The 19600-nt window shown below is 58.8% G+C and carries 17 protein-coding genes and 2 tRNA genes; 6 read left to right on the top strand and 13 right to left on the bottom strand.

Features of this window, described 5'->3' with window-relative positions; translation table 11 throughout:
* Window positions 1–62: 62 nt before the first annotated feature.
* Window positions 63–386 carry a DUF3077 domain-containing protein gene (locus H8F22_RS07645; RefSeq protein WP_027925019.1) on the bottom strand — a complete coding sequence of 108 codons (324 nt, stop codon included), beginning with the start codon at window positions 384–386 and terminating at the stop codon, window positions 63–65.
* A 531-nt stretch (window positions 387–917) separates the two neighbouring features.
* Between H8F22_RS07645 and H8F22_RS07640 the strand changes: the two genes are divergently transcribed.
* Window positions 918–1208: a Phd-YefM gene (locus H8F22_RS07640; RefSeq protein WP_027925020.1), complete on the top strand. Its 291-nt coding sequence runs from the start codon at window positions 918–920 to the stop codon at window positions 1206–1208.
* 11 nt (window positions 1209–1219) lie between these two features.
* Window positions 1220–1507 carry a type II toxin-antitoxin system RelE family toxin gene (locus H8F22_RS07635; RefSeq protein WP_194939920.1) on the top strand — a complete coding sequence of 96 codons (288 nt, stop codon included), beginning with the start codon at window positions 1220–1222 and terminating at the stop codon, window positions 1505–1507.
* A 389-nt stretch (window positions 1508–1896) separates the two neighbouring features.
* Here H8F22_RS07635 and H8F22_RS07630 read toward each other — a convergent pair whose 3' ends face one another.
* The 4 genes from H8F22_RS07630 to H8F22_RS07615 form a co-directional block, all read right to left on the bottom strand.
* Complete coding sequence (locus H8F22_RS07630) at window positions 1897–3195, bottom strand: virulence factor family protein (RefSeq protein WP_194939919.1); 1299 nt, start codon at window positions 3193–3195, stop codon at window positions 1897–1899.
* Window positions 3195–5837, bottom strand: a complete 2643-nt coding sequence (gene mprF, locus H8F22_RS07625) for a bifunctional lysylphosphatidylglycerol flippase/synthetase MprF (RefSeq protein ID WP_059181528.1) — start codon at window positions 5835–5837, stop codon at window positions 3195–3197. Before mprF ends, H8F22_RS07630 begins: the two co-directional genes overlap by 1 nt.
* A 278-nt stretch (window positions 5838–6115) precedes the next feature.
* Window positions 6116–6192, bottom strand: a tRNA-Met gene (locus H8F22_RS07620).
* Between the two features lie 233 nt (window positions 6193–6425).
* Window positions 6426–6502, bottom strand: a tRNA-Met gene (locus tag H8F22_RS07615).
* A gap of 300 nt (window positions 6503–6802) precedes the next feature.
* Here H8F22_RS07615 and dinB point away from each other — a divergent pair.
* Window positions 6803–7864: a DNA polymerase IV gene (gene dinB / locus H8F22_RS07610; protein WP_027925673.1), complete on the top strand. Its 1062-nt coding sequence runs from the start codon at window positions 6803–6805 to the stop codon at window positions 7862–7864.
* 102 nt (window positions 7865–7966) lie between these two features.
* Here the strand turns inward: dinB and H8F22_RS07605 are convergent, their stop codons facing one another.
* From H8F22_RS07605 to H8F22_RS07590, 4 genes are all read right to left on the bottom strand, one after another.
* Window positions 7967–8920 (bottom strand): hypothetical protein, encoded by a 954-nt coding sequence (locus H8F22_RS07605; RefSeq protein WP_027925672.1) that lies wholly within the window; start codon window positions 8918–8920, stop codon window positions 7967–7969.
* A gap of 17 nt (window positions 8921–8937) precedes the next feature.
* Window positions 8938–10653, bottom strand: a complete 1716-nt coding sequence (locus H8F22_RS07600; protein WP_027925671.1) for a proline--tRNA ligase — start codon at window positions 10651–10653, stop codon at window positions 8938–8940.
* 130 nt (window positions 10654–10783) lie between these two features.
* The gene (locus H8F22_RS07595; RefSeq protein WP_194939918.1) at window positions 10784–12343 is read right to left on the bottom strand and encodes an AmpG family muropeptide MFS transporter; all 1560 of its coding nucleotides are present in this window, start codon (window positions 12341–12343) and stop codon (window positions 10784–10786) included.
* Between the two features lie 44 nt (window positions 12344–12387).
* Entirely contained in the window at window positions 12388–12741 is a 354-nt protein-coding gene (locus tag H8F22_RS07590) for an MGMT family protein (RefSeq protein WP_027925669.1), read from the bottom strand.
* Between the two features lie 164 nt (window positions 12742–12905).
* Here H8F22_RS07590 and H8F22_RS07585 point away from each other — a divergent pair, with 164 nt between their 5' ends.
* Window positions 12906–13913, top strand: coding sequence for a DUF481 domain-containing protein (locus H8F22_RS07585; protein WP_027925668.1), 1008 nt, complete (start codon window positions 12906–12908; stop codon window positions 13911–13913).
* Between the two features lie 115 nt (window positions 13914–14028).
* Here the strand turns inward: H8F22_RS07585 and H8F22_RS07580 are convergent, their stop codons facing one another.
* Entirely contained in the window at window positions 14029–14238 is a 210-nt protein-coding gene (locus tag H8F22_RS07580) for a cold-shock protein (RefSeq protein ID WP_002554837.1), read from the bottom strand.
* A gap of 354 nt (window positions 14239–14592) precedes the next feature.
* On the opposite strand from H8F22_RS07580, the gene dcd reads away from it, so the two are divergent.
* Window positions 14593–15159: a dCTP deaminase gene (dcd, locus tag H8F22_RS07575; RefSeq protein WP_007904652.1), complete on the top strand. Its 567-nt coding sequence runs from the start codon at window positions 14593–14595 to the stop codon at window positions 15157–15159.
* 107 nt (window positions 15160–15266) lie between these two features.
* Window positions 15267–15476 (top strand): hypothetical protein, encoded by a 210-nt coding sequence (locus tag H8F22_RS07570; protein WP_007947208.1) that lies wholly within the window; start codon window positions 15267–15269, stop codon window positions 15474–15476.
* A gap of 47 nt (window positions 15477–15523) precedes the next feature.
* Here H8F22_RS07570 and pdeM read toward each other — a convergent pair whose 3' ends face one another.
* The 3 genes from pdeM to H8F22_RS07555 form a co-directional block, all read right to left on the bottom strand.
* Window positions 15524–16180, bottom strand: coding sequence for a ligase-associated DNA damage response endonuclease PdeM (pdeM, locus tag H8F22_RS07565; protein WP_194939917.1), 657 nt, complete (start codon window positions 16178–16180; stop codon window positions 15524–15526).
* Window positions 16180–18666 carry a ligase-associated DNA damage response DEXH box helicase gene (locus H8F22_RS07560; RefSeq protein WP_194939916.1) on the bottom strand — a complete coding sequence of 829 codons (2487 nt, stop codon included), beginning with the start codon at window positions 18664–18666 and terminating at the stop codon, window positions 16180–16182. Before H8F22_RS07560 ends, pdeM begins: the two co-directional genes overlap by 1 nt.
* Window positions 18667–18824: 158 nt before the next feature.
* Window positions 18825–19589, bottom strand: coding sequence for an ABC transporter ATP-binding protein (locus H8F22_RS07555; protein WP_027925665.1), 765 nt, complete (start codon window positions 19587–19589; stop codon window positions 18825–18827).
* Window positions 19590–19600 lie beyond the last annotated feature (11 nt).

Here is a 19600-nt window from a genome sequence, read left to right as displayed (position 1 = left end):
AATGCTGGATCTGCCGCCGTCATCGCGGGCAAGCCCGCTCCCACAAGGGAATTGCGGTGTTACTAGCTTACGGGACGCTCTTCTTCGGATTCGGTCTTTGTCCGGGCAGGTCGTGGGGTTAGCACCTTCAAGACATCATCAATAACAGCCTTACCCATTGCCGTCAGGTAATGCGCGGCCCATGCGTGGCGGTCAGTGTCTCTTGCGTAGGCAGCATCCTCGGCGAATGATTTTCCGAGGAAGAGGAGGTCGGAGGCTTGGGCTAAAGCTTCGACGATGGGGACGCCGGCGCGGACGTTGAATAGCGCTTGATCCGAGCAGTAGATGAGGGGGGTGAAGCCGATGGTTTTTAAATCTGAAATCGCGGACGGATCTATTTTGCTCATTGTTTCGCTCCTTAAAACGAGGAGCTGCCACATTCGTTACCACACGAATGGGTGGCAGCTGTACGCAGGGTGGTAAACCGGAAGAGCAAAGGAACCGGCAGACCCGAAGGTCTCCCACGCACAGCCGCCATAACACTGGATGACAGGCGAAAACGCATGAAATCGTGTTGGGAGCGCTGTTGCACTTTGCTTTGCCGGGTTACCACACCCGATCACTGCATCTGCAGCGACGTCCTGAGACTATCCCGTCAAAGAAAAGAGAAAAGCGCAACAAGGCGGCAAAGTGCCCAAACGCGAGATTCGGAGTTTGCCTACAAGGTCTGCGGGCGTCATCTGATATTGCGACACCAGAAGTAAACGAAACTAAACACGGCGGGAGCGTTTACACGTCCTTCGGCTCACTTTTTCTCAGGGTGAAAAACGCTGGATGAGAAACTCGCGTTTTTTGCAGCTTGCTGTATGTCTAATTCAACGCAATACTCTGCGTAGAACTGTGTGTTCAAATTTGCATGATTGTGTAGAGAGGTGAGTATGACGGCATTACTGGAGCGTGCTGACCAAGCAATTTCGGTGACTGCAATGGTCAGGGGGTTCAGTGCGAGGCTAAAGGAGATTTCCAGCCGAGCCACCGAACGACTGGTCATTTTCAAAGACAACCAACCCGCAGCGGTCATTATCAATGTCGATGCGTATCAGGAAATGCTCGACGAGCTCGAGGACCTTCGGGTTGAAGCGGCGGCTCGAGAGCGACTGATCGGTTTTGATCAGGCCAAGGCTGTCAGCCACGACGATATGCGGGCGCGGTACGCCAAGAAAGACTAAAGGAGCTGTGGATGGTTTGGGGCGTTATCTATCATCCGGAGGTTCAGAAGGATCTGGATCTGCTGGGAGCTGTGGCGGCGAACCGCATTCTTGATGTGATTGAAGAGCGGATTATCAATGGTGAGCCAGATAAGAGCGGCAAGCCCCTAAGAGCCAGTCTTGCAGGTTGCAGACGGATCCGGACAGGCGCCACACGAATTGTTTATCGAGTCGATGGCAAGGCCATTCAGGTACTGATCGTCGCAGTCGGAGCCCGACGTGATGAAGAGGTCTATGACGCCGCAGAGCGTCGCCTATAAGTAGACGCCTCCGTTGCCGTGAAGGTAGCGGGGGCTTTTTTGTGTCCGAACACATAACTTGAAGACGACGGAGACTCAATGTGGGAGCGGTGTTACTTGCTCTGGGGCAGTTTTTCTTCTGATTCGGTCTTTGTTTGGTTCGGTCGAGAGGTCAGAATCTATTGAACTGTGTTGACGGCTCGATTTTTCCAATAACAAAAGTGTCCACGTTTTATGGAGTGTGGACACTTGGACTTTCTAGCTTGATGAAGAGTCAAGACATTTAGGAGAATGGAGTCGAGGTCGAGTTCGACATACCGTCTACTAGCTGAAAGCACTTCACGTCCGCACATGTAAAAAAGCCCCCGCAACCAAACAGCTGCGGGGGCTTTTTCGTGGCGACGCTCAGATCACTCTTGCGCCGTCGCGTCTTCCTTGGCCTGTCGCTTGACGATGATGTCCACAAGGCGCTGGGCCAGTGCCGGGTAGTTCTCGTCGAAGTGGTGGCCGCCAGGCAGTTTGATCGCTTCGCCCACGGCGGTCTTGTCGGTGCAGCCGCTTTCGTCGACTTCTTCTTCGCCGTAGATGCACACCACTTTTTCCGGTGGCAGCTTGGCCATTTCCGGGCCGGTGGCGGCTTCTTTGCCGGCGTTGCCGAGCCAGCCTTCGACTTCGATTTCGAAGCTGCCGGTGCGGGCGAAGGCCAGCAGGATGATCGCGTCGACGCGCTGTTGTTCCGATTCGGCCAGGCGGTTGTAGATCGCTGGCAGTACGTCAGCGCCGAACGAGTAACCGGTCAGGATGAAGCGCTTGGTGCCCCATTTCTGCCGGTAGTGCTGCATCAGTTCGGCGAGGTCCAGGGCGCTTTGCTCCGGGCTCTTGTGCTGCCAGTAGTAGCGCAGGGTGTCGATGCCGACCACCGGGTAACCGATCTTGGCCATCTCGCCCGCTACGTCACGGTCAAGGTCACGCCAGCCGCCGTCACCGGACAGGAATAGGGTCACAGTGTCCTTGGCCTGGCCGGCCGGTACTTCAACAACCGGGATCTGCAGGCCGCCGGCGGCTTTGTCGCCACCGACGAGGATCTTGCGCAGTTCGTTGTTCAGCACTTGCGGCAGGTTGATGTCGTAGTCGCTGATACTGGTTTCGGCGTTGGGTTGATCGCGCACGAAACCGGCACTGGTGTCGTCCGGGTTGTCGTTCCATGCCACCAGCCAGTGGCCGTGGGCGGCGCTTTTCGGCAGCAGGTGGGTGCAACCCGGTTTTTCCAGGGCCAGGTCAACGGAAACGGCCTGAGCCTTGTCGTTCTTTTGTTCGGACAACCAGCGCCACGCCAGCACGGCGCCAGGGCCGATGCCGCTGACCAGGGTCGCCGGGCCTTTGAGTTCTCTCAGGCCCGATTGCAGGGCGCGGCTTTGCAGCAGGCAGTCGTTGGGCAGGATCACCTGGACAATCTGCGCCGAGCTGGAGCGGCTCAGGGTCATCAACTGCTGATCGCTGAGCTTCTGGTCTTCATTGACCGCCACCAGTACCTGGGCTTTCGGTGTGGTCCCGGGAATCACACGGGTCATCGCCGCGCCATCAGCCGGTGTCAGCAGTTCGAGCGTCGGAGCCGGTGCCGGACGTTTCAGGTACCAGTAACCGCCACCGAGAATCAGGGCCAGCACTACCAGTGTGGCCAGTACGTACCGCAAGGAGCGTTGAATCATCAGCGTTTCACCAATCCGGTCAAGCCGCCCGCAATCAGGGCAGCAGTGTCGGCCAGGGCTACCAGCGGATCGAGTCCGGCGGGCACGGCCATATAACGGGGTTCCCAGTCAGGCTGGAACTTGTCTTTGAAGCGGCGCAAGCCTTGGAAGTTGTAGAGCTGCTCACCACGGCGGAAAACCATCGAGCCCAGGCGCTGGGTCAGTGGTGCACCACGACGGGGTTGCAACCCCGACAACGGCACCATGCCCAGGCTGAAGCGCGCGTATCCATGATTTTTATAATGTTGAATCAGGCCGACCATCATGAACTCCATGGTCAGTTTTGGCGCGTCCGGGTGCGCACGCATCAGGTCGAGGCTGGCCAGGTCATGGCCATAAGTCTCGAGCAAATTGGCGAACGCTACCGGGCGACCTTCGAAGCGGATCACCGCAATGCGGAAATGCTTGAGGTAATCATCGCTGAAACGGCCCAGCGAGAAGCCTTTCTCGCGCACGTTCTTGCCGGTCAGCCAGGCATCGGAAATCACCTTGAGCTCATCCATTGGCGCATGACCCGGCTCAAAGATCTCCAGCGACAACCCGTCGCGGGTACCGCGGTTCCAGGTGTAGCGCAGGTCTTTCATCTCTTTGCCCTTGGCTTCGAGATCAAATCGATGCAGATCGACTCGGGCTTCTTCGCCCAATTTGATCGCGGTCAGGCCGATGTCCATGTAGTACGGCAGGTTCTCGGCGCGCACCTGATAGAACACAGGACGGGCGTGGTGGACGTCGCAAAGGTCGCGGAACTGCCAGATCATTTCCGCCCGTTGCTGGGTCGGGCCGATCGGGTCGTACAACGCCACCAGGCTGCGCCCGCGGCGGGCGTACATCAGAAACGCCTCGTCGTCAGGGTGGAACAGCAGCGCCTTGTCACCGGTCAGGGCGAGGCCGCCATCCGGTTGGGCTGAAGCCATGAGGATCTTGGACGCGCGCTCCAGTTCATCCGGCGTCGGCAAATGGATGACCGGGCGGGCGGTGCGCAGCAGCCAGGTCAGGGACACCACGACCAGCAGCACGGCGGCGCCCAGCAGCGAGCGCAAGCCACGCGGCGCATCAGCATCGAGGGTGAACTGCCACCAGAGTTGATGGCTGTACGGAACGTCCTGATACGCAAACAACAGCAGCCAGATCGAGGCCCCCAGCACGCACAGGCTCGACACCAGATACAACGGCGAGAACGGCAGTTCGGTGAGGCGGCTCGGGCGATAGAACGAGCGACGGAAAACCCCCAGCAAGCTGGCGATGAGGGTCATCAGGCAGGCTTCTTCCCAGTCAAAACCCTTGAGCAGGGAGAGCAGGGCGCCGACCAGCAGCAAAATAGTGGTCAGCATCCAGGCGGCCGACAAACGTCGGCGCAGGCCTTGAGCCAGCAACAGGCACAGCACGCCGATCAGGCTGGCGCCGAAGTGCGAGGCGTCGACCAGACGATGCGGGATCAGGAAACCGATGTGTTCCAGGCGGGTATCGATTTCCGGGGTCACGCCAGAAAACAGCAGCACCACGCCAGACAGGAACACCAGCACCGCCAGAATCGGAGCAGCGAGACCGGACGCCGCGCGCAGGGACTGACGCGACTGAAACAGGCGCTGGCCTTCATTAATCAGCAGGAAGATGCAGGCCACCAGCAAAGGCAACACCACATAAATCAGTCGATACAGCAGCAGGGCGGCGGCCAGTGGTGCTGCGCCGAGTGAATCGGCGAAGGCGGCCAGCAGGATCGCTTCGAATACGCCGACCCCGCCCGGTACGTGGCTGAGCACACCCGCGGCCAATGCCAGCAAGTACACCAACAAAAAGGCGCCGAAGGGCGGAGCTTCCGGCAGCAACAGATAGAGCACGGTCGCGGCGGCGGCCACGTCCAGGGCAGTGATGATCAGTTGCAGGAAGGTCAGGCGGCGGCCGGGCAGGCGCAAGGTGCGGCGACCGACTTTGACCAACAGGTTATCCGGTGAAGGCTGTTCCGGCAGGCGACGGCGGTAGATGCCGATGGCCAGCACACTAAAGAGCAGCAGGACAGCTGCGGCAATCACGCCGAGCAAGGTCTCGGACAGACCCAGGGCGGTAGAGGCGGCCGGCAGGTCACTAAGGGTTGCCAGCGCGGCCAGCGGTGGCAGGGCGCAACCGAGCGACAGGCTGGCAAACAACGTCATGTGAGCGACGTCTCCAGCCCCCAGGCCATGACGCGCATATAAACGGTAGCGAACCGAGCCCCCCGAGAGCATGGAAAGGCCAATGGCGTTGCCGATGGCAAAGGCCGTGAAGCCACCAAGTGCAAGGATTCGCGGCGGCAGCGTTACACCCGCATAGCGGCTGGCCGACCATTCGTAACCCAACAGAATGATGAAGCCGACGATGGTCGCACCCAGTGCGCCGAGCAGGGCCGGTTTCGGGACTTCCAGGATCGAGTCATGCAAAGCGTACAGGTCGAGTTCGCTCAACAGATGACGACAGGCAATCAGCGCGATCGCGAACAACAGCAGCGTGACCGCCAGGCCAATGGGCTGACGGTATTTGCTGATCAGATCGAGCAGGTGCAAACGCCCGGCCTTGATCGGTTGTGTCGCTGTGACGGTGTCTTGTGGATCAGACGAGTTGGCGCGCATCAATCACCTCTTGGATTGTGCGCGACAGGATGGAGGTATCGAGCCAAGTTACCAATCCCTGTAGAAAAAAATAATCACGAATATTAACGCCTCTCACCGGTTTGCGGCGATGGCCTGTCATGAGTCGTAGAGGGGGCTGCCTGAGTTGCAGCATAGTCTGAACTCGGCTGCCTGATGATCCCTGACGCTTCACGACACTGTGACAGATCATTGTTGCGAAAGGACTTTTTCTGCAGATACAAAAAAGGCCACTCTTTCGAGTAGCCTTTTTTGATGTTTGGTTGCGGGAGCCGGATTTGAACCGACGACCTTCGGGTTATGAGCCCGACGAGCTACCAGACTGCTCCATCCCGCGTCTGTGTGGCGGCATTCTACAGGCGAACGGCGGGGTGTCAACCGTTAATCCCGATATAGGTCAAATAAGCGCAAATGAGCGGGCGAACGGTTGCAGGGGAGACCTAAGTTTCGGAATCAGAACGATTTCTCATTTCTGGCCACGATCATCTAAAGGCGCCATTTCTTCGCTCACACCTACAAAACAGGCGCGCACAAAAAAGGCCACTCTTTCGAGTAGCCTTTTTTGATGTTTGGTTGCGGGAGCCGGATTTGAACCGACGACCTTCGGGTTATGAGCCCGACGAGCTACCAGACTGCTCCATCCCGCGTCTGTGTGTCGGCATTCTACAGAGGATCGCCGGGGTGTCAACCTCAAATTATGGAAAAACCTGTTCCTGTTCAACCGCTTAGCTTGCAATCAAGACCTGGATAACGGCTGAAAGGCACGCCCGGCAAGGCTTGCAGCTCTATTGGATGCTCTCAGTCGATTGATAAAATAAATGCACTGGGTCCTTTCCTACGTGTGAAAAAGAACATTCAGACTACTGGTGCTATATACAGGTGCGAGTGAGATACTGCTTATCCGACACGCCAACACGCCCTTTCTCCGTCATGAACTGCGCTTTTATATGACCCAGCGAAAAATCATCCACGTCGATTGTGACTGCTTTTACGCTGCCATCGAGATGCGTGACGACCCGCGCCTGGCCGGCAAACCGTTGGCAGTGGGTGGTTCGGCGGATCGGCGGGGAGTGATTGCGACCTGTAACTATGAGGCGCGCGCCTATGGCGTGCGTTCAGCCATGTCTTCCGGGCATGCGTTGAAGCTGTGCCCGGACCTGACCATCGTCAAGCCGCGCATGGACGCCTATAGAGAAGCGTCGAAGGAAATTCACACGATCTTTCGCGACTACACCGACATGATCGAACCGCTGTCCCTCGATGAGGCCTACCTCGACGTGTCGGACAGTGCGCATTTCGGTGGCAGCGCGACACGTATCGCCCAGGACATCCGTCGGCGGGTGTCCAATCAATTGCATATCACCGTGTCGGCCGGTGTGGCACCGAACAAGTTTCTGGCCAAAATCGCCAGTGACTGGAAAAAACCCAACGGGCTGTTCGTCATCACGCCGGATCAAGTGGAAGACTTTGTCAGCGGCTTGCCAGTCAGCAAACTCCACGGCGTGGGTAAAGTCACGGCCGATAAGCTGGGCAGGCTCGGCATCGTCGATTGCTCGCATTTACGCGAGTGGGACAAATTGGCGTTGGTGCGTGAATTCGGCAGCTTTGGTGAGCGACTCTGGAGTCTGGCCCGTGGGATAGATGACCGTTTGGTCCACAACGACAGTCGGCGGCAGTCGATCAGTGTTGAAAACACCTACGACGTAGACTTGCCGGACCTGGTGAGCTGCCTGGATAAATTGCCCGAACTGCTGGAAACCCTGGCGGGGCGCATGGCGCGAATCGATAGCAGCTATCGGCCGGGCAAGCCGTTCGTCAAAGTGAAATTCCACGACTTTACCCAGACCACGCTGGAGCAGGCCGGGGCAGGGCGGGATTTGGGGAGTTATCAGCTTTTACTGACCCAGGCGTTCAATCGCGGCGGGAAACCGGTGCGGTTGTTGGGGGTTGGGGTCAGGCTTGAGGATTTGCGGGGCGGGTTTGAGCAGATGGAGTTGTTTGAGCGGTAGTTTGGTGGTGAATTGAGGGCCTCATCGCGAGCAAGCTCGCTCCCACAAGGATCTACGGTGTTGCATAGATCCAGTGTGGGAGCGAGCTTGATCGTGATGCTTTTAGTTCGGTCCCGGATCCGCTACCAAACGCCCTGCATCCTTGGTCAACGACTTGAGAAATTCAGTCTGCAACTCAGGATCATTGCGCGTCAGTTCGATCAGGCTTTGTTCCAGTTCGCTGGCTTCTTCTTCAAGACCCAGGTCTGAAAGGCGCTTGACCCGGTGTACCCACTGGCTCACTTCGTCGTCTTCAAGGTCGTCATAAATCAGCCCGTGGGCTTCGAGCAACTTGCCGCGCAAAGAGCTGCTGACCGCCAGGGATGAGTCGGTATGCACATCGTCCTGCCCATCTTCGACGCTGATCAGCAGGCGGGTCAGATGATTGATGTCATGTTCGGCGAACGGGCTGTCCAGCAGATTCAGGCGCAGAACGCCGTTTTTGTCGGTGCTCAGCTCGAAGGTTTCCTTGCCGGCCTTGACCTCCACCGGACGCTCACTCCAGGGCAGGCTCGAGTATTCGGTGCGTTTGTCGCGCTGAACCTCATCGATACCGGCCAGGTTTTGCTGCGCACGACCGTGGGATTGCACGTTCATGAACGGGTTGAGCCCGGCGAAACCGTAGCTCAGCCAATCCTTGGTCACGCTGTCGGGCAGATTGCCGAGGGCAAACACGTTAACCACGTTCGCACCGACACCGGCCACGACGGCCACTGCGCCCAGCGGGACCTCGTAGACCTCCCGCCAGGGTTGGTAAGGCGTGTAGCGATCGTAGTGGCGCGTGACTTCAAATTCGGTGACTTCGAAGGTCTTCTGCTCGTGGATTTTCACCCGACGTTGCGGCAGATCAAGCACCTTGGGCTCGCCGACATCGATCTGCAGGCTGTGATCGAGCAGTTTGCGCTCGACACGTTCCTCGTGCTCGCTGCGTTGCGACATGTGATTGGCGCAGCCGCTGACCAGCAGGGTGCCGCACAGGGCGGCACCACCGAGGCCTAAGGTGTTTCGCTTGAACATGACTTCTCTATCTGGTGTCAGCGGCGGATACGGGCCTGGAGGAAAGACAGCACGTCAGCGACCGGCAGCGCTTGCGCTTCAGGTTCGGTGCGGCTTTTGTATTCCAGATTGCCTTCGGCGAGGCCGCGGTCACTGACCACGATCCGGTGAGGAATGCCGATCAGCTCCATGTCCGCAAACTTGATGCCCGGGCTGGTTTTCTTGTCGCGGTCGTCCAGCAGGACTTCGAAGCCGGCAGCCGTCAGTTCTGCGTACAGCTTGTCAGTGGCTTCGCGAACCTGTTCGGTTTCGTAGCGCAATGGCACCAAGGCAACCTGGAACGGCGCAAGCGTGTCGCTCCAGATGATGCCGTTGGCGTCGTTATTCTGCTCAATGGCCGCCGCGACCACGCGGGAAACGCCGATGCCGTAGCAACCCATTTCCAGGGTAACCGGCTTGCCGTTCTCGCCCAGCACTTCGCACTTCATCGCTTTGCTGTACTTGTTGCCCAGCTGGAAGATGTGCCCGACTTCGATGCCGCGCTTGATTTCCAGGGTGCCCTTGCCATCCGGGCTTGGGTCGCCGGCGACTACGTTGCGCAGGTCGGCAACGGTCGGAACCGGCAGATCACGCTCCCAGTTCACGCCGAAGTAGTGCTTGTCGTCGATGTTGGCACCGATGCCGAAGTCGCTCATCAGCTCGACGGAGCGGTCGATGATGATTGGCAGTGGCAGGTTCAGCGGGCCGAGAGAACCGGCGCCGGCGCCAATGGCGTCGCGCAGTTCGCTTTCGGACGCCATCACCAGTGGGCTGGCAACGCCTGGCTGGTTGGCGGCCTTGATTTCGTTCAGCTCATGGTCGCCACGGATGATCAGGGCAATCAGCTTGCCTTTCTCTTCTGCGTGAACGACCAGGGTCTTGATGGTCTTTTCGATCGGCAGATTGAATTTTTCCACCAGCGCGGCAATGGTCTTGGTGTCAGGCGTATCGACCAGGCGCAGTTCTTCGGCCGGTGCTGGACGAGAAGTTTCACGCGGCACGGCTTCGGCTTTCTCGATGTTCGCCGCGTAGTCGGAACCGTTGCTGAAGACGATGTCGTCTTCGCCGGATTCAGCCAGAACGTGGAACTCGTGGGAGCCGGCACCGCCGATGGAGCCGTTGTCGGCTTCTACAGGGCGGAACTTCAGGCCCAGGCGGGTGAACACGTTGCAGTACGCCTGGTGCATGCGGTCGTAAGTGACTTGCAGCGAAGGCTGGTCCGCGTGGAACGAGTAGGCGTCCTTCATGATGAATTCACGGCCGCGCATCAAACCGAAGCGTGGACGGATCTCATCACGGAATTTGGTCTGGATCTGGTACAGGTTGATCGGCAGCTGTTTGTAGCTGCTCAACTCGTTGCGCATCAGGTCGGTGATGACTTCTTCGTGGGTCGGGCCGGCGCAGAAATCGCGACCGTGGCGATCCTTGAAGCGCAGCAATTCAGGGCCGTATTCTTCCCAGCGACCGGATTCCTGCCACAGCTCAGCCGGTTGTGTGCTCGGCATCAACACTTCGAGAGAGCCCGCGGCGTTCATTTCTTCACGAACGACGGCTTCGACCTTGCGCATCACTCGCAAGCCCATCGGCAGCCAGGTGTAGAGGCCCGAGGCGAGTTTGCGGATCATGCCGGCGCGCAGCATCAGCTGGTGGCTGATCACGACCGCGTCGGAAGGCGTTTCTTTCTGTGTGGCGAGCAAAAATTGACTGGTGCGCATGGTTGGCCGTTGTCGGTTGCTGATGACGAGAAATGACGGAGCATTGTACGGGCGAGATCCGCTGGCGTACAGGCGTGCGGTCGGTGGTGTGGCACGAGGGCGGGATTCATGCCGCCCTTTGCGATGCTTCCTACGATTCTTCCACGATCTGGGTCGGCACCGGTTCCGGTGTCGGTGTCGGGCCTGCGCGACGGCTTTCCTGGTACCAGTGCAGGGCGATCAGCAGCAGTGTCGGAACACCGAGCAGGGCAGTGATCAAGAAAAAATTGTGGTAGCCGAACTTCTCGACCATGACCCCTGAGTACCCGCCGATCAGGCGTGGCAGCAGCAGCATGATTGAACTGAGCAGGGCGTACTGGGTGGCGGAGAACTTGAGGTTGGTCAGGCTCGACAGGTAGGCGACGAACGCCGAGGTCGCCAGGCCGGAACTGAAGTTGTCCAGGGAAATGGTGACGATCAGCATGTTCAGGTTGGCGCCCATGTCGGCGAGCATCAGGAACAACAAGTTGGTGCCGGCCGATGTAATGCCGCCGATCAGCAGAATCGGCAGAATGCCGAAGCGCACGATCAACAGGCCGCCCATGCCAGCGCCGACCAGCGTCATGATCAAACCGAAGATCTTGCTGACACCGGCAATCTGATCTTTGGTGAAGCCCTGATCGATATAGAACACGTTAGCCATGACGCCCATGACCGTGTCGGACATCCGGTAGGTGGCGATCAAGCCGAGCAGCAGGAACGCTTGCCAGCGGTAGCGCGTAATGAAGTCGTTGACCGGCGTCAGCACGGGCGCCAGACCGCGGCGACCCATGGTCGACAGGCACAGGGCGGTCAGCGTGGTGTAGAGAATCGCCCGCAGCAGCGCCCGGTCTTCGAGGACCAGATCGAGCAGGCTGACGCCGCCGAACAGCACGCTGGCGAAGTCGGTGTTATAGAGCTGGGTGAACATGGCGGGCACGGACACCAACAGCACGATCAGCACGAACACCGACGCCAGTTGATGCACAAAGCTGTAGCGGCCGGCCTGAAGCTGGGTGCGCAGTGGCACGGGCGGTTCGCGCATGAATATCGAGGTGAGCAACGCCGGGATCATCAGGGCGCCGAACAGCACGTAGGTGCCGGCCCAGGCCGAATGCTGATAGTTGAAGCCGGTGGAGCCGAAACCCTCGGCGAAGAACAGGGCGCCGGCGGTCGCCAGCAACGCGGCGATTCGATAGCCGGACATATAGCTGGCGGCGAGGGCGGCCTGGCGACTGTCTTCGGCGATTTCCAGGCGATAGGCGTCTACAGCGATGTCTTGCGTCGCCGAAGCGAAGGCAACGACCACGGCAATAGCGATCAACCAGGACAAGTGTTTTTGTGGGTCGCAAAACCCCATGCCGATCAGACCGAGGATCACCAGCGACTGCGATAGCACCAGCCACGAGCGTCGACGCCCCAGCTTGCCGAGAAATGGCAGGCGCCATTGGTCCAGCAACGGGGACCACACCCATTTAAAGGCGTAGGCCAAGCCGATCAGGCTTGCATAACCAATGGTTTCGCGGGCTACACCGGCCTCGCGAAGCCAGACGGAAAGCGTTGAAAACACCAGCATGTAGGGCAGGCCGGCGGCGAAACCAAGCAGCAACAACACGAGCGTCGAGGGGCTGGCATAGGCGGCGAGCGCGGCGCGCCAGGTTTTACGGGGCATGGGCTGGAGTCTGCCTCAAGAAATACGGAAACAAAGGGCGCACTCTAACCGCTGTGCTCTACCGGACGCCAGCCATGGCGCTGAATATCAACACGATTATTCAGGACACTGATGCCTTCAGCACGTAATCGCGCGCGCTGCTCATCCCCTGAAGGGCTGCCCACCGGCAGGCTGATCCGACCACCGGCCCCCAGCACCCGGTGCCAAGGCAGTTTCGTGTCACCCGGCAATTGGCTCAGTGTGCGTCCGACCCAGCGAGCGGCGCGACCGAGTCCGGCCAGCTCTGCCAATTGACCATAGCTCACCACTTTGCCCTCGGGCACTTGTGCCAGGGTCAGGTACAGCGCCGTGCGTCGGATTTGCGCCGGGCTTTCGGTATCAGCGGTTGGGTCGGTCACGTCCGGTGGTTCCTGAAAAAGTTCGCTTTGCCGTCTGTAGAGTAAGTCGTGGATCACTGATTGAGAAATGAACTCAATAGAAATAGTCGGGTCAGTCCTTGCTAGGGCCTTATTCCTGAGGATAATGCCGACTTTTTTTCGCAATCTTGAGCCTGTCTTTGCTTATGTTGTCCAGAACCTTGCTGTGCCTCGCTGTTGCCAGTGCCTCCTCACCTTTGCTCGCTGATACCGTCTGGTTGAAGAACGGTGACAAGCTGAGCGGCAAGATCACGCTGTTCGATGGCGGCAAATTGCTGATTCAAACCGAGTACGCCGGTGCGGTCCCGATCGACTGGAAGCAGGTCAAAACCCTGGAGAGTGATCAGGAGTTGCTGGTCAAGCAGGATGCCTACACCGGCGAGAAGACCAAGTCGCTGCATGCGGCCGATGACGGCAAGGTGACGCTGCAAAACGGCGAGGCACCAAAGACGGTCGAGTTGGCCAGTATCCAGCAGATCCTCAAACCCAAGCCGGTCGTGGAAGATCTGGTGTGGAAGGGCAATATCGACGCCGCGCTGGATTACCAGCGGGCGGAAAATGACACCGACGACTACGACATCGACTTCAAGACCACGGCGCGCCACGGTAAATGGCGGCATATCGCAGAAGGCGAGTACAACCGCGAATTCCAGGATGGCGTGGTGACCACAGACAACTGGCGGGCTGAATACTCCCTCGACCGCTTCCTCACCGAAAAATGGTTCTGGCAGGGTCGGGCTGTTTATAAGCGCGACAAAGTCGAAGACCTGTCCCGTCAGCGCACCGTCGGTACCGGTCCGGGCTACCAGTTCTGGGACAACGAATTGGGCGCATTCTCCCTGGGCTCGCTGGTCAACCGTACGGACTACGAGTTCACCGACGGCAGCAAGGAAAACTTCTATTCCCTGGCGATGAAGTGGGATTACAACCGCTACCTGATTGGCAAGAAGGTGGAGTTCTTCACCAATGGGGAGATTGGCAAGCCGTTGTCGGGCGTGGCCGATTACGCGCTGGATTCAGAAATTGGCTTGCGCTACAAGGTAACCGAATGGGCTTCGCTTAACCTGAAGGCGGAGCGGGATATCATCAGCGGTACCGATGAATCTGATCTGGACAAGACGCGCTACACCGCAGGGTTTGGCGTGGCCTGGTAAGGCGTCAAAGAAAAATCGCAGCCTGGGGGCTGCGATTTTTTTTGCCTGCAAAAACACACAGGCACAAAAAAGCCCCGCTTTTAAGGGCGGGGCTTTTTACTAAAGCAAGTACAAGTTAGATAACTTGAACTTCTTCAGCTTGCATGCCTTTCTGACCGCGGGTAGCGATGAAAGAAACCTGTTGGCCTTCTTTCAGGCTTTTGAAGCCGTCGGATTGGATAGCTTTGAAGTGAACGAACAGGTCGTCACCGGATTGTGGAGTGATGAAGCCGAAGCCTTTTTCATCGTTGAACCACTTAACGGTACCGGTTTGGCGATTAGACATGGTGTAACTCCTTGAACAAAGATAACTGCGACTCAGGAAGAACCCTGGCCGAGACTGAGTGCAAAGAGCAGGAAAAATTCTTGTAGATGGTTGGATCGAAATTCAACATATCGTGTAGAGATTCTCAGTGACACAAGCAGCACAGTGGCGCCACCTTAACCCTTTTTCCGGGACGTGCCAATGCTTCTTGCGAAGGTTTCTCTGTTTTCAGGACTGACGGTCCATTGGTTTGACGCAAAGGCCCTGAATTCATGGGACATCGTCGAGAATTGTGCCCCACACTTTGAACCCGGAGCGCGCGCCCGGTAAGATGCCGGACAGAATTTTTCCACCTCGCTATTCAGGACACCCGCCATGAGCATCAAATCGGACAAGTGGATTCGCCGCATGGCGCAAGAGCACGGGATGATCGAACCTTTCGTTGAGCGCCAGGTGCGCGGCAGCGACGATAGCCGTGTGATCTCCTACGGCGTGTCCAGCTACGGCTACGATGTGCGTTGCACCAATCACTTCAAGGTGTTTACCAACATCAATTCGGCGATCGTCGACCCGAAAAACTTCGATGCGGGCAGCTTCGTCGATATCCACAGTGACGTCTGCATCATTCCGCCTAACTCCTTCGCCCTGGCCAGCACCGTCGAATACTTCCGCATTCCGCGCAATGTATTGACCATTTGCCTGGGTAAAAGCACCTACGCGCGCTGCGGCATCATCGTCAACGTCACCCCGCTCGAGCCCGAGTGGGAAGGTCACGTGACCCTGGAGTTTTCCAACACCACCAATCTGCCGGCAAAAATCTACGCGAACGAAGGTGTGGCGCAGATGCTGTTCCTTGAGTCTGACGAAGAGTGCGAAGTCTCATATAAGGACCGTGGCGGCAAGTATCAGGGGCAACGTGGAGTGACTCTGCCGCGCACCTGATCCGTTCATCTGGCCAATCAGCGGGAATTCTTGAGCGGGTAGACACTCTATTGGGTGTACTGCCCGGTTCGCGCACAGCGGACGGGGCCTTCGCTCAGGAGTGCTTTATGAAGATCGATCCTCGAATAAGTGCCGAACTGGCAAGGCTTGAGCCCAATCAGATTGGCGTTTTGGCCTGGTCCTTGTTGGCACATCCACCCGTCAGCATGGCGGGGGGCATCCCCGGTCAACCCGACCCCGATACTCCAAACGAGCAGCCTACGGAACCCGGTGAACCGACCTTGCCGGATGAACCACCTCCCGCGCCTGTCGCATGATCTGCTGTTGAAAATGAATGGCCAGTCAGCTGATGTCCTTGAAGACTTCAGCTGACTGGCCATATTTCGTTGTCGCCGATCACAAAGATCCTGCAACGGTCATCCCGCTCGACCTGATACCCACCGGTAAACGCCCCAAAGGCCGGTAGCAGGCTGACGGCTTCTCCCAGCCTGAAACATGCCAGTCGCAAACTTTGCCGACCTTTGCCTCTTAATCGATAAACGGGATGGACGTGCCCGGCAAGCACGTGGCGATCAGGATGAGGGGCGGGTTCATGCTGCAAGGCGAACGGCCCCAGTAGCAACGGCTCAGGCACTACCCGGATGTTCAGCGAGGCAGGTGGATCGCCCGCTCGTTTGTCGTGGTTGCCGCGAATCAGCGTCATCGGCAAATCAGCATGCCGAGCCCGCCATTCGGCCAGCGCGCTCAACGTGGCCGCTGCATGAGAGCCGGGCCCGTGAAGAAAATCCCCGAGAAACATCAGTTGGCGGCAGGGCAAGGCAGCCAGCAAGCCGTCAAGCACCGCGATATTACTGGCGGTCGTGCCATGAGGCACCGGTTGGCCAAGGCTGCGATACGCCGCTGCTTTACCAAAATGCACATCGGCAATGAGCAGGGCGTGTTGCGCTGGCCAGTAAATGGCTTTTTCCGGCAGCAGCCACAGGTCTTCACCGGCCAGTCGAACGGGGTAGGGCGTGCTCATCAGGTTTTCCCGGTTTCGGCGGTTTTCTCAAGATCGGTGACCATGCGTCGGATACGGTCTGCGAGTTTTTCCGAGCTCATGCTTTCGCGCATGCGCTCAACCAACAGTGGAAACCCCAGCGGTGTAGGGCGTTTGAGCTGATGCAGGTCCAGTTGCAGACGGTTGATACGCTCCAGCGTCTGTTCCAGGCGCTGGATATCCAGTTCTTCCCGCAGGACTTCTTCCCCGGCCTGCGCCAGTAACAGATTCCCGGCGTCGTACTGTTTAAACACTTCAAAGAACAACCCGCTCGACGCCTGAACCTGACGTGTACTTTTCGGTGCGCCCGGATAGCCGGCAAACACCAGCCCGGCGATCCGCGCGATTTCCCGAAAACGGCGAAGCGCCAGTTCTCCAGCGTTCAGACTGGCGAGCACGTCTTCCAGCAGGTGCTCGGGGCTCAACAGTCCGGGACTCAACACTTGCGGCCAGTCCACAGGCGTGGCGCTGAGCAACTCCAGCCCATAATCATTCACCGCGATGGAAAACGTTACCGCCTGCTGCTGACTCACGCGCCACGCCAACAAACTCGCCAGCCCCAGATGCACCTGGCGCCCGGCAAAGGGATACAGGAACAGATGCCAGCCTTCGCGAGACTTGAGGGCTTCGGCCAGCAATGTTGTCGACGTCGGCAAACCAGACCAGCGTTGCTGCACCTCTAAGAGAGGTCGCAATGCGCGCATTTCCGGGCCGACACATTCGCCCTGCGCCGCTGCACTGAAACGCTCGACCACCGCTTGCGCCAGCTCATTGGAAAGCGGCATCCGTCCGCCATTCCAGCGCGGCACCGCGGCTTTTTTCGCGGTGCTGCGTTTGACATAAGCGGTCATGTTTTCCACCCGGACCAATTCCAGCAGGCGCCCGGCAAACAGAAAACCGTCGCCCGGTTTCAATCGCGCGATAAACCCTTCCTCGACACTGCCCAATTGCTTGCCGCCGCCGCCCTTGCTCCAGAACCTCAGTTGGATACTCGCATCGCTGACGATGGTGCCGATGCTCATGCGATGTCGCCGCGCCAGTCGCGCATCGGGCACGCGCCACACGCCGTGCTCATCCGGTTCCACCCGGCGGTAGTCCGGATAGGCTGTCAGAGAAAGCCCACCGTGGCGTACGAACGCCAGCGCCCAGGTCCAATTCGCGACAGTGAGGTCGCGATACGCCCAGGCCCCGCGTACTTCTTCATACAGCTCATCGGGCAGAAACCCACCGCCCAGCGCCATGCTGACCAAGTGCTGAACCAGCACATCCAGCGGTTTATGCGGTGATTCGCGGGGCTCGATATGTCGTTGTGCCACGGCGTCTTGTGCCGCAGCCGCTTCGATCAGTTCCAGGCTGTGCGTCGGCACCAGCGTCACCCGTGAAGTCCGTCCCGGCGCATGCCCGGAACGGCCGGCCCGCTGCATCAGCCGCGCCACGCCTTTGGCCGAGCCGATCTGCAGCACCCGCTCCACCGGTAAGAAATCCACACCCAAGTCCAGACTCGAGGTGCAAACCACCGCTTTAAGTTGACCTTCCTTCAATGCTCGCTCGACCCAGTCACGGGTATCGCGCGACAGTGAACTGTGATGCAAGGCGATCAGCCCGGCCCAGTCGGGGCGTGCTTCCAGCAAGGCCTGATACCAGATCTCGGATTGGGCGCGGGTGTTGGTGAACACAAGGCTGCTGGGACTGGATTCCAGCTCTGCGACAACCTGCGGCAACATCTTCAAACCGATATGCCCGGCCCAGGGAAATCGCTCGATGGCGGGCGGCAACAAACTATCGACGAGCAGCGCCTTGGACGTCTGGCCCTGAACACTGATGCCGCCCCCTTGTGGGATAAGTACCTCTTCAGCGTGAGCCTGATTACCCAACGTCGCGGAAACACCCCACACGATCAGTGCCGGATTCCATCGGCGCAGTCGGGCCAGGGCCAGTTGCAATTGCACGCCGCGCTTGTTGCCCAGCAACTCGTGCCATTCGTCGACCACCACCATGCGCAGGGTTGCCAGCGCCGTTTGCGCATCGGCGCGGGCGAGCATCAGGGTCAGGCTTTCAGGCGTGGTGATCAGGGTGGTGGGCAGGCGCCGGCTCTGTCGTGCCCGTTCGCTGCTGTTGGTATCGCCGGTGCGCAGGCCGACGCTCCATGAAATCTGTAAGTCGACCAGTGGCGTTTCCAGGGCGCGAGCGGTGTCGGCCGCCAATGCGCGCATGGGGGTTATCCACAGGACTGTCAGAGGTTGGGCGATCGGTTTTCGTTTACGAGAGGTTTCAACGGCTGTGACAGACGCGGCAAAGCGATTGAGCGCCGCAAACCAGACTGCATAGGTTTTGCCGGCACCGGTGCTGGCATGCAGCAATCCGGACTCGCCGCGTTTAACCGCGGCCCACACCTGTTTCTGAAAGACGAACGGCTTCCATCCGCGGGCGGTGAACCAGTGTTTTGCGTAGTCGGGGGAGGTTCCCATACCGGCGGTGTGCGCTCTGAAAGTCTTCTTTCAGTGACCGTGCGGGGGGGTGAAAGGTTTAATGAAACAACGCGATCCTGCAGGAGCACGGCTTGCCGGCGATGGCGGTCTCAAGGATGCCATCGCGAGCAAGCTTTGCTCCTGCAGGAAGGTATGGATTACTTGAGGTTGCCGCTGAGAAACTGCTTTAGCCGTTCGCTCTTCGGATTGCCCAGCACGTCGTCCGGCGCGCCTTCTTCTTCCACCAGCCCCTGGTGCAGGAACAGCACCTGGCTCGAGACTTTGCGGGCGAAGCTCATTTCGTGCGTCACCATTATCATGGTCCGGCCTTCTTCGGCCAGGCCCTGGATCACGCGCAGTACTTCACCCACCAGTTCCGGGTCGAGCGCCGAGGTCGGTTCGTCAAATAGCATGACTTCCGGTTCCATGGCCAATGCGCGAGCAATCGCGACTCGTTGCTGCTGACCACCGGACAGGAACGCCGGGTACTGGTCAGCGACGCGCGCGGCCAGGCCAACCTTGTCCAGATAACGCCGCGCGCGGTCTTCGGCCTCTTCCTTGCTGCAACCCAACACCCGGCGCGGGGCCATGGTGATGTTTTCCAGTACGGTCATGTGGCTCCACAGGTTGAAGTGCTGGAACACCATGGCCAGGCGAGTGCGGATTCGTTGCAGTTCATTGGCATCGGCCACGTGCATGCCGTGGCGATCCTTGATCATGCGGATATTCTGGCCGTCCAGGCTCATCGCGCCGTCGTTGGGCTGTTCGAGAAAGTTGATGCAACGCAGAAAGGTACTTTTACCCGAGCCGCTGGCGCCGATCAGGCTGATCACGTCGCCGGTGTTGGCCTTGAGCGAAACGCCTTTGAGGACTTGATGATCGCCGTAGCTTTTATGCAGGCCTTCGATGGTCAGTTTGTACATGGGGCAGACAT

This window comes from Pseudomonas mucoides, assembly GCF_015461845.1.
GTDB classification, from domain to species: domain Bacteria; phylum Pseudomonadota; class Gammaproteobacteria; order Pseudomonadales; family Pseudomonadaceae; genus Aquipseudomonas; species Aquipseudomonas mucoides.
This window is presented reverse-complemented; position numbering and strand designations above follow the sequence as displayed.

What these genes read in the sequence shown, in the direction of transcription:
- dinB (WP_027925673.1), top strand. Translation starts at nt 6,803, where the DNA reads ATGACCCAGCGAAAAATCATCCACGTCGATTGTGACTGCTTTTACGCT.
- dcd (WP_007904652.1), top strand. Translation starts at nt 14,593, where the DNA reads ATGAGCATCAAATCGGACAAGTGGATTCGCCGCATGGCGCAAGAGCAC.
- H8F22_RS07635 (WP_194939920.1), top strand. Translation starts at nt 1,220, where the DNA reads ATGGTTTGGGGCGTTATCTATCATCCGGAGGTTCAGAAGGATCTGGAT.
- H8F22_RS07555 (WP_027925665.1), bottom strand. Translation starts at nt 19,589, where the DNA reads ATGTACAAACTGACCATCGAAGGCCTGCATAAAAGCTACGGCGATCAT.
- pdeM (WP_194939917.1), bottom strand. Translation starts at nt 16,180, where the DNA reads ATGAGCACGCCCTACCCCGTTCGACTGGCCGGTGAAGACCTGTGGCTG.
- H8F22_RS07570 (WP_007947208.1), top strand. Translation starts at nt 15,267, where the DNA reads ATGAAGATCGATCCTCGAATAAGTGCCGAACTGGCAAGGCTTGAGCCC.
- H8F22_RS07630 (WP_194939919.1), bottom strand. Translation starts at nt 3,195, where the DNA reads ATGATTCAACGCTCCTTGCGGTACGTACTGGCCACACTGGTAGTGCTG.
- H8F22_RS07585 (WP_027925668.1), top strand. Translation starts at nt 12,906, where the DNA reads ATGTTGTCCAGAACCTTGCTGTGCCTCGCTGTTGCCAGTGCCTCCTCA.
- H8F22_RS07580 (WP_002554837.1), bottom strand. Translation starts at nt 14,238, where the DNA reads ATGTCTAATCGCCAAACCGGTACCGTTAAGTGGTTCAACGATGAAAAA.
- H8F22_RS07605 (WP_027925672.1), bottom strand. Translation starts at nt 8,920, where the DNA reads ATGTTCAAGCGAAACACCTTAGGCCTCGGTGGTGCCGCCCTGTGCGGC.
- H8F22_RS07600 (WP_027925671.1), bottom strand. Translation starts at nt 10,653, where the DNA reads ATGCGCACCAGTCAATTTTTGCTCGCCACACAGAAAGAAACGCCTTCC.
- H8F22_RS07640 (WP_027925020.1), top strand. Translation starts at nt 918, where the DNA reads ATGACGGCATTACTGGAGCGTGCTGACCAAGCAATTTCGGTGACTGCA.
- mprF (WP_059181528.1), bottom strand. Translation starts at nt 5,837, where the DNA reads ATGCGCGCCAACTCGTCTGATCCACAAGACACCGTCACAGCGACACAA.
- H8F22_RS07595 (WP_194939918.1), bottom strand. Translation starts at nt 12,343, where the DNA reads ATGCCCCGTAAAACCTGGCGCGCCGCGCTCGCCGCCTATGCCAGCCCC.
- H8F22_RS07645 (WP_027925019.1), bottom strand. Translation starts at nt 386, where the DNA reads ATGAGCAAAATAGATCCGTCCGCGATTTCAGATTTAAAAACCATCGGC.
- H8F22_RS07560 (WP_194939916.1), bottom strand. Translation starts at nt 18,666, where the DNA reads ATGGGAACCTCCCCCGACTACGCAAAACACTGGTTCACCGCCCGCGGA.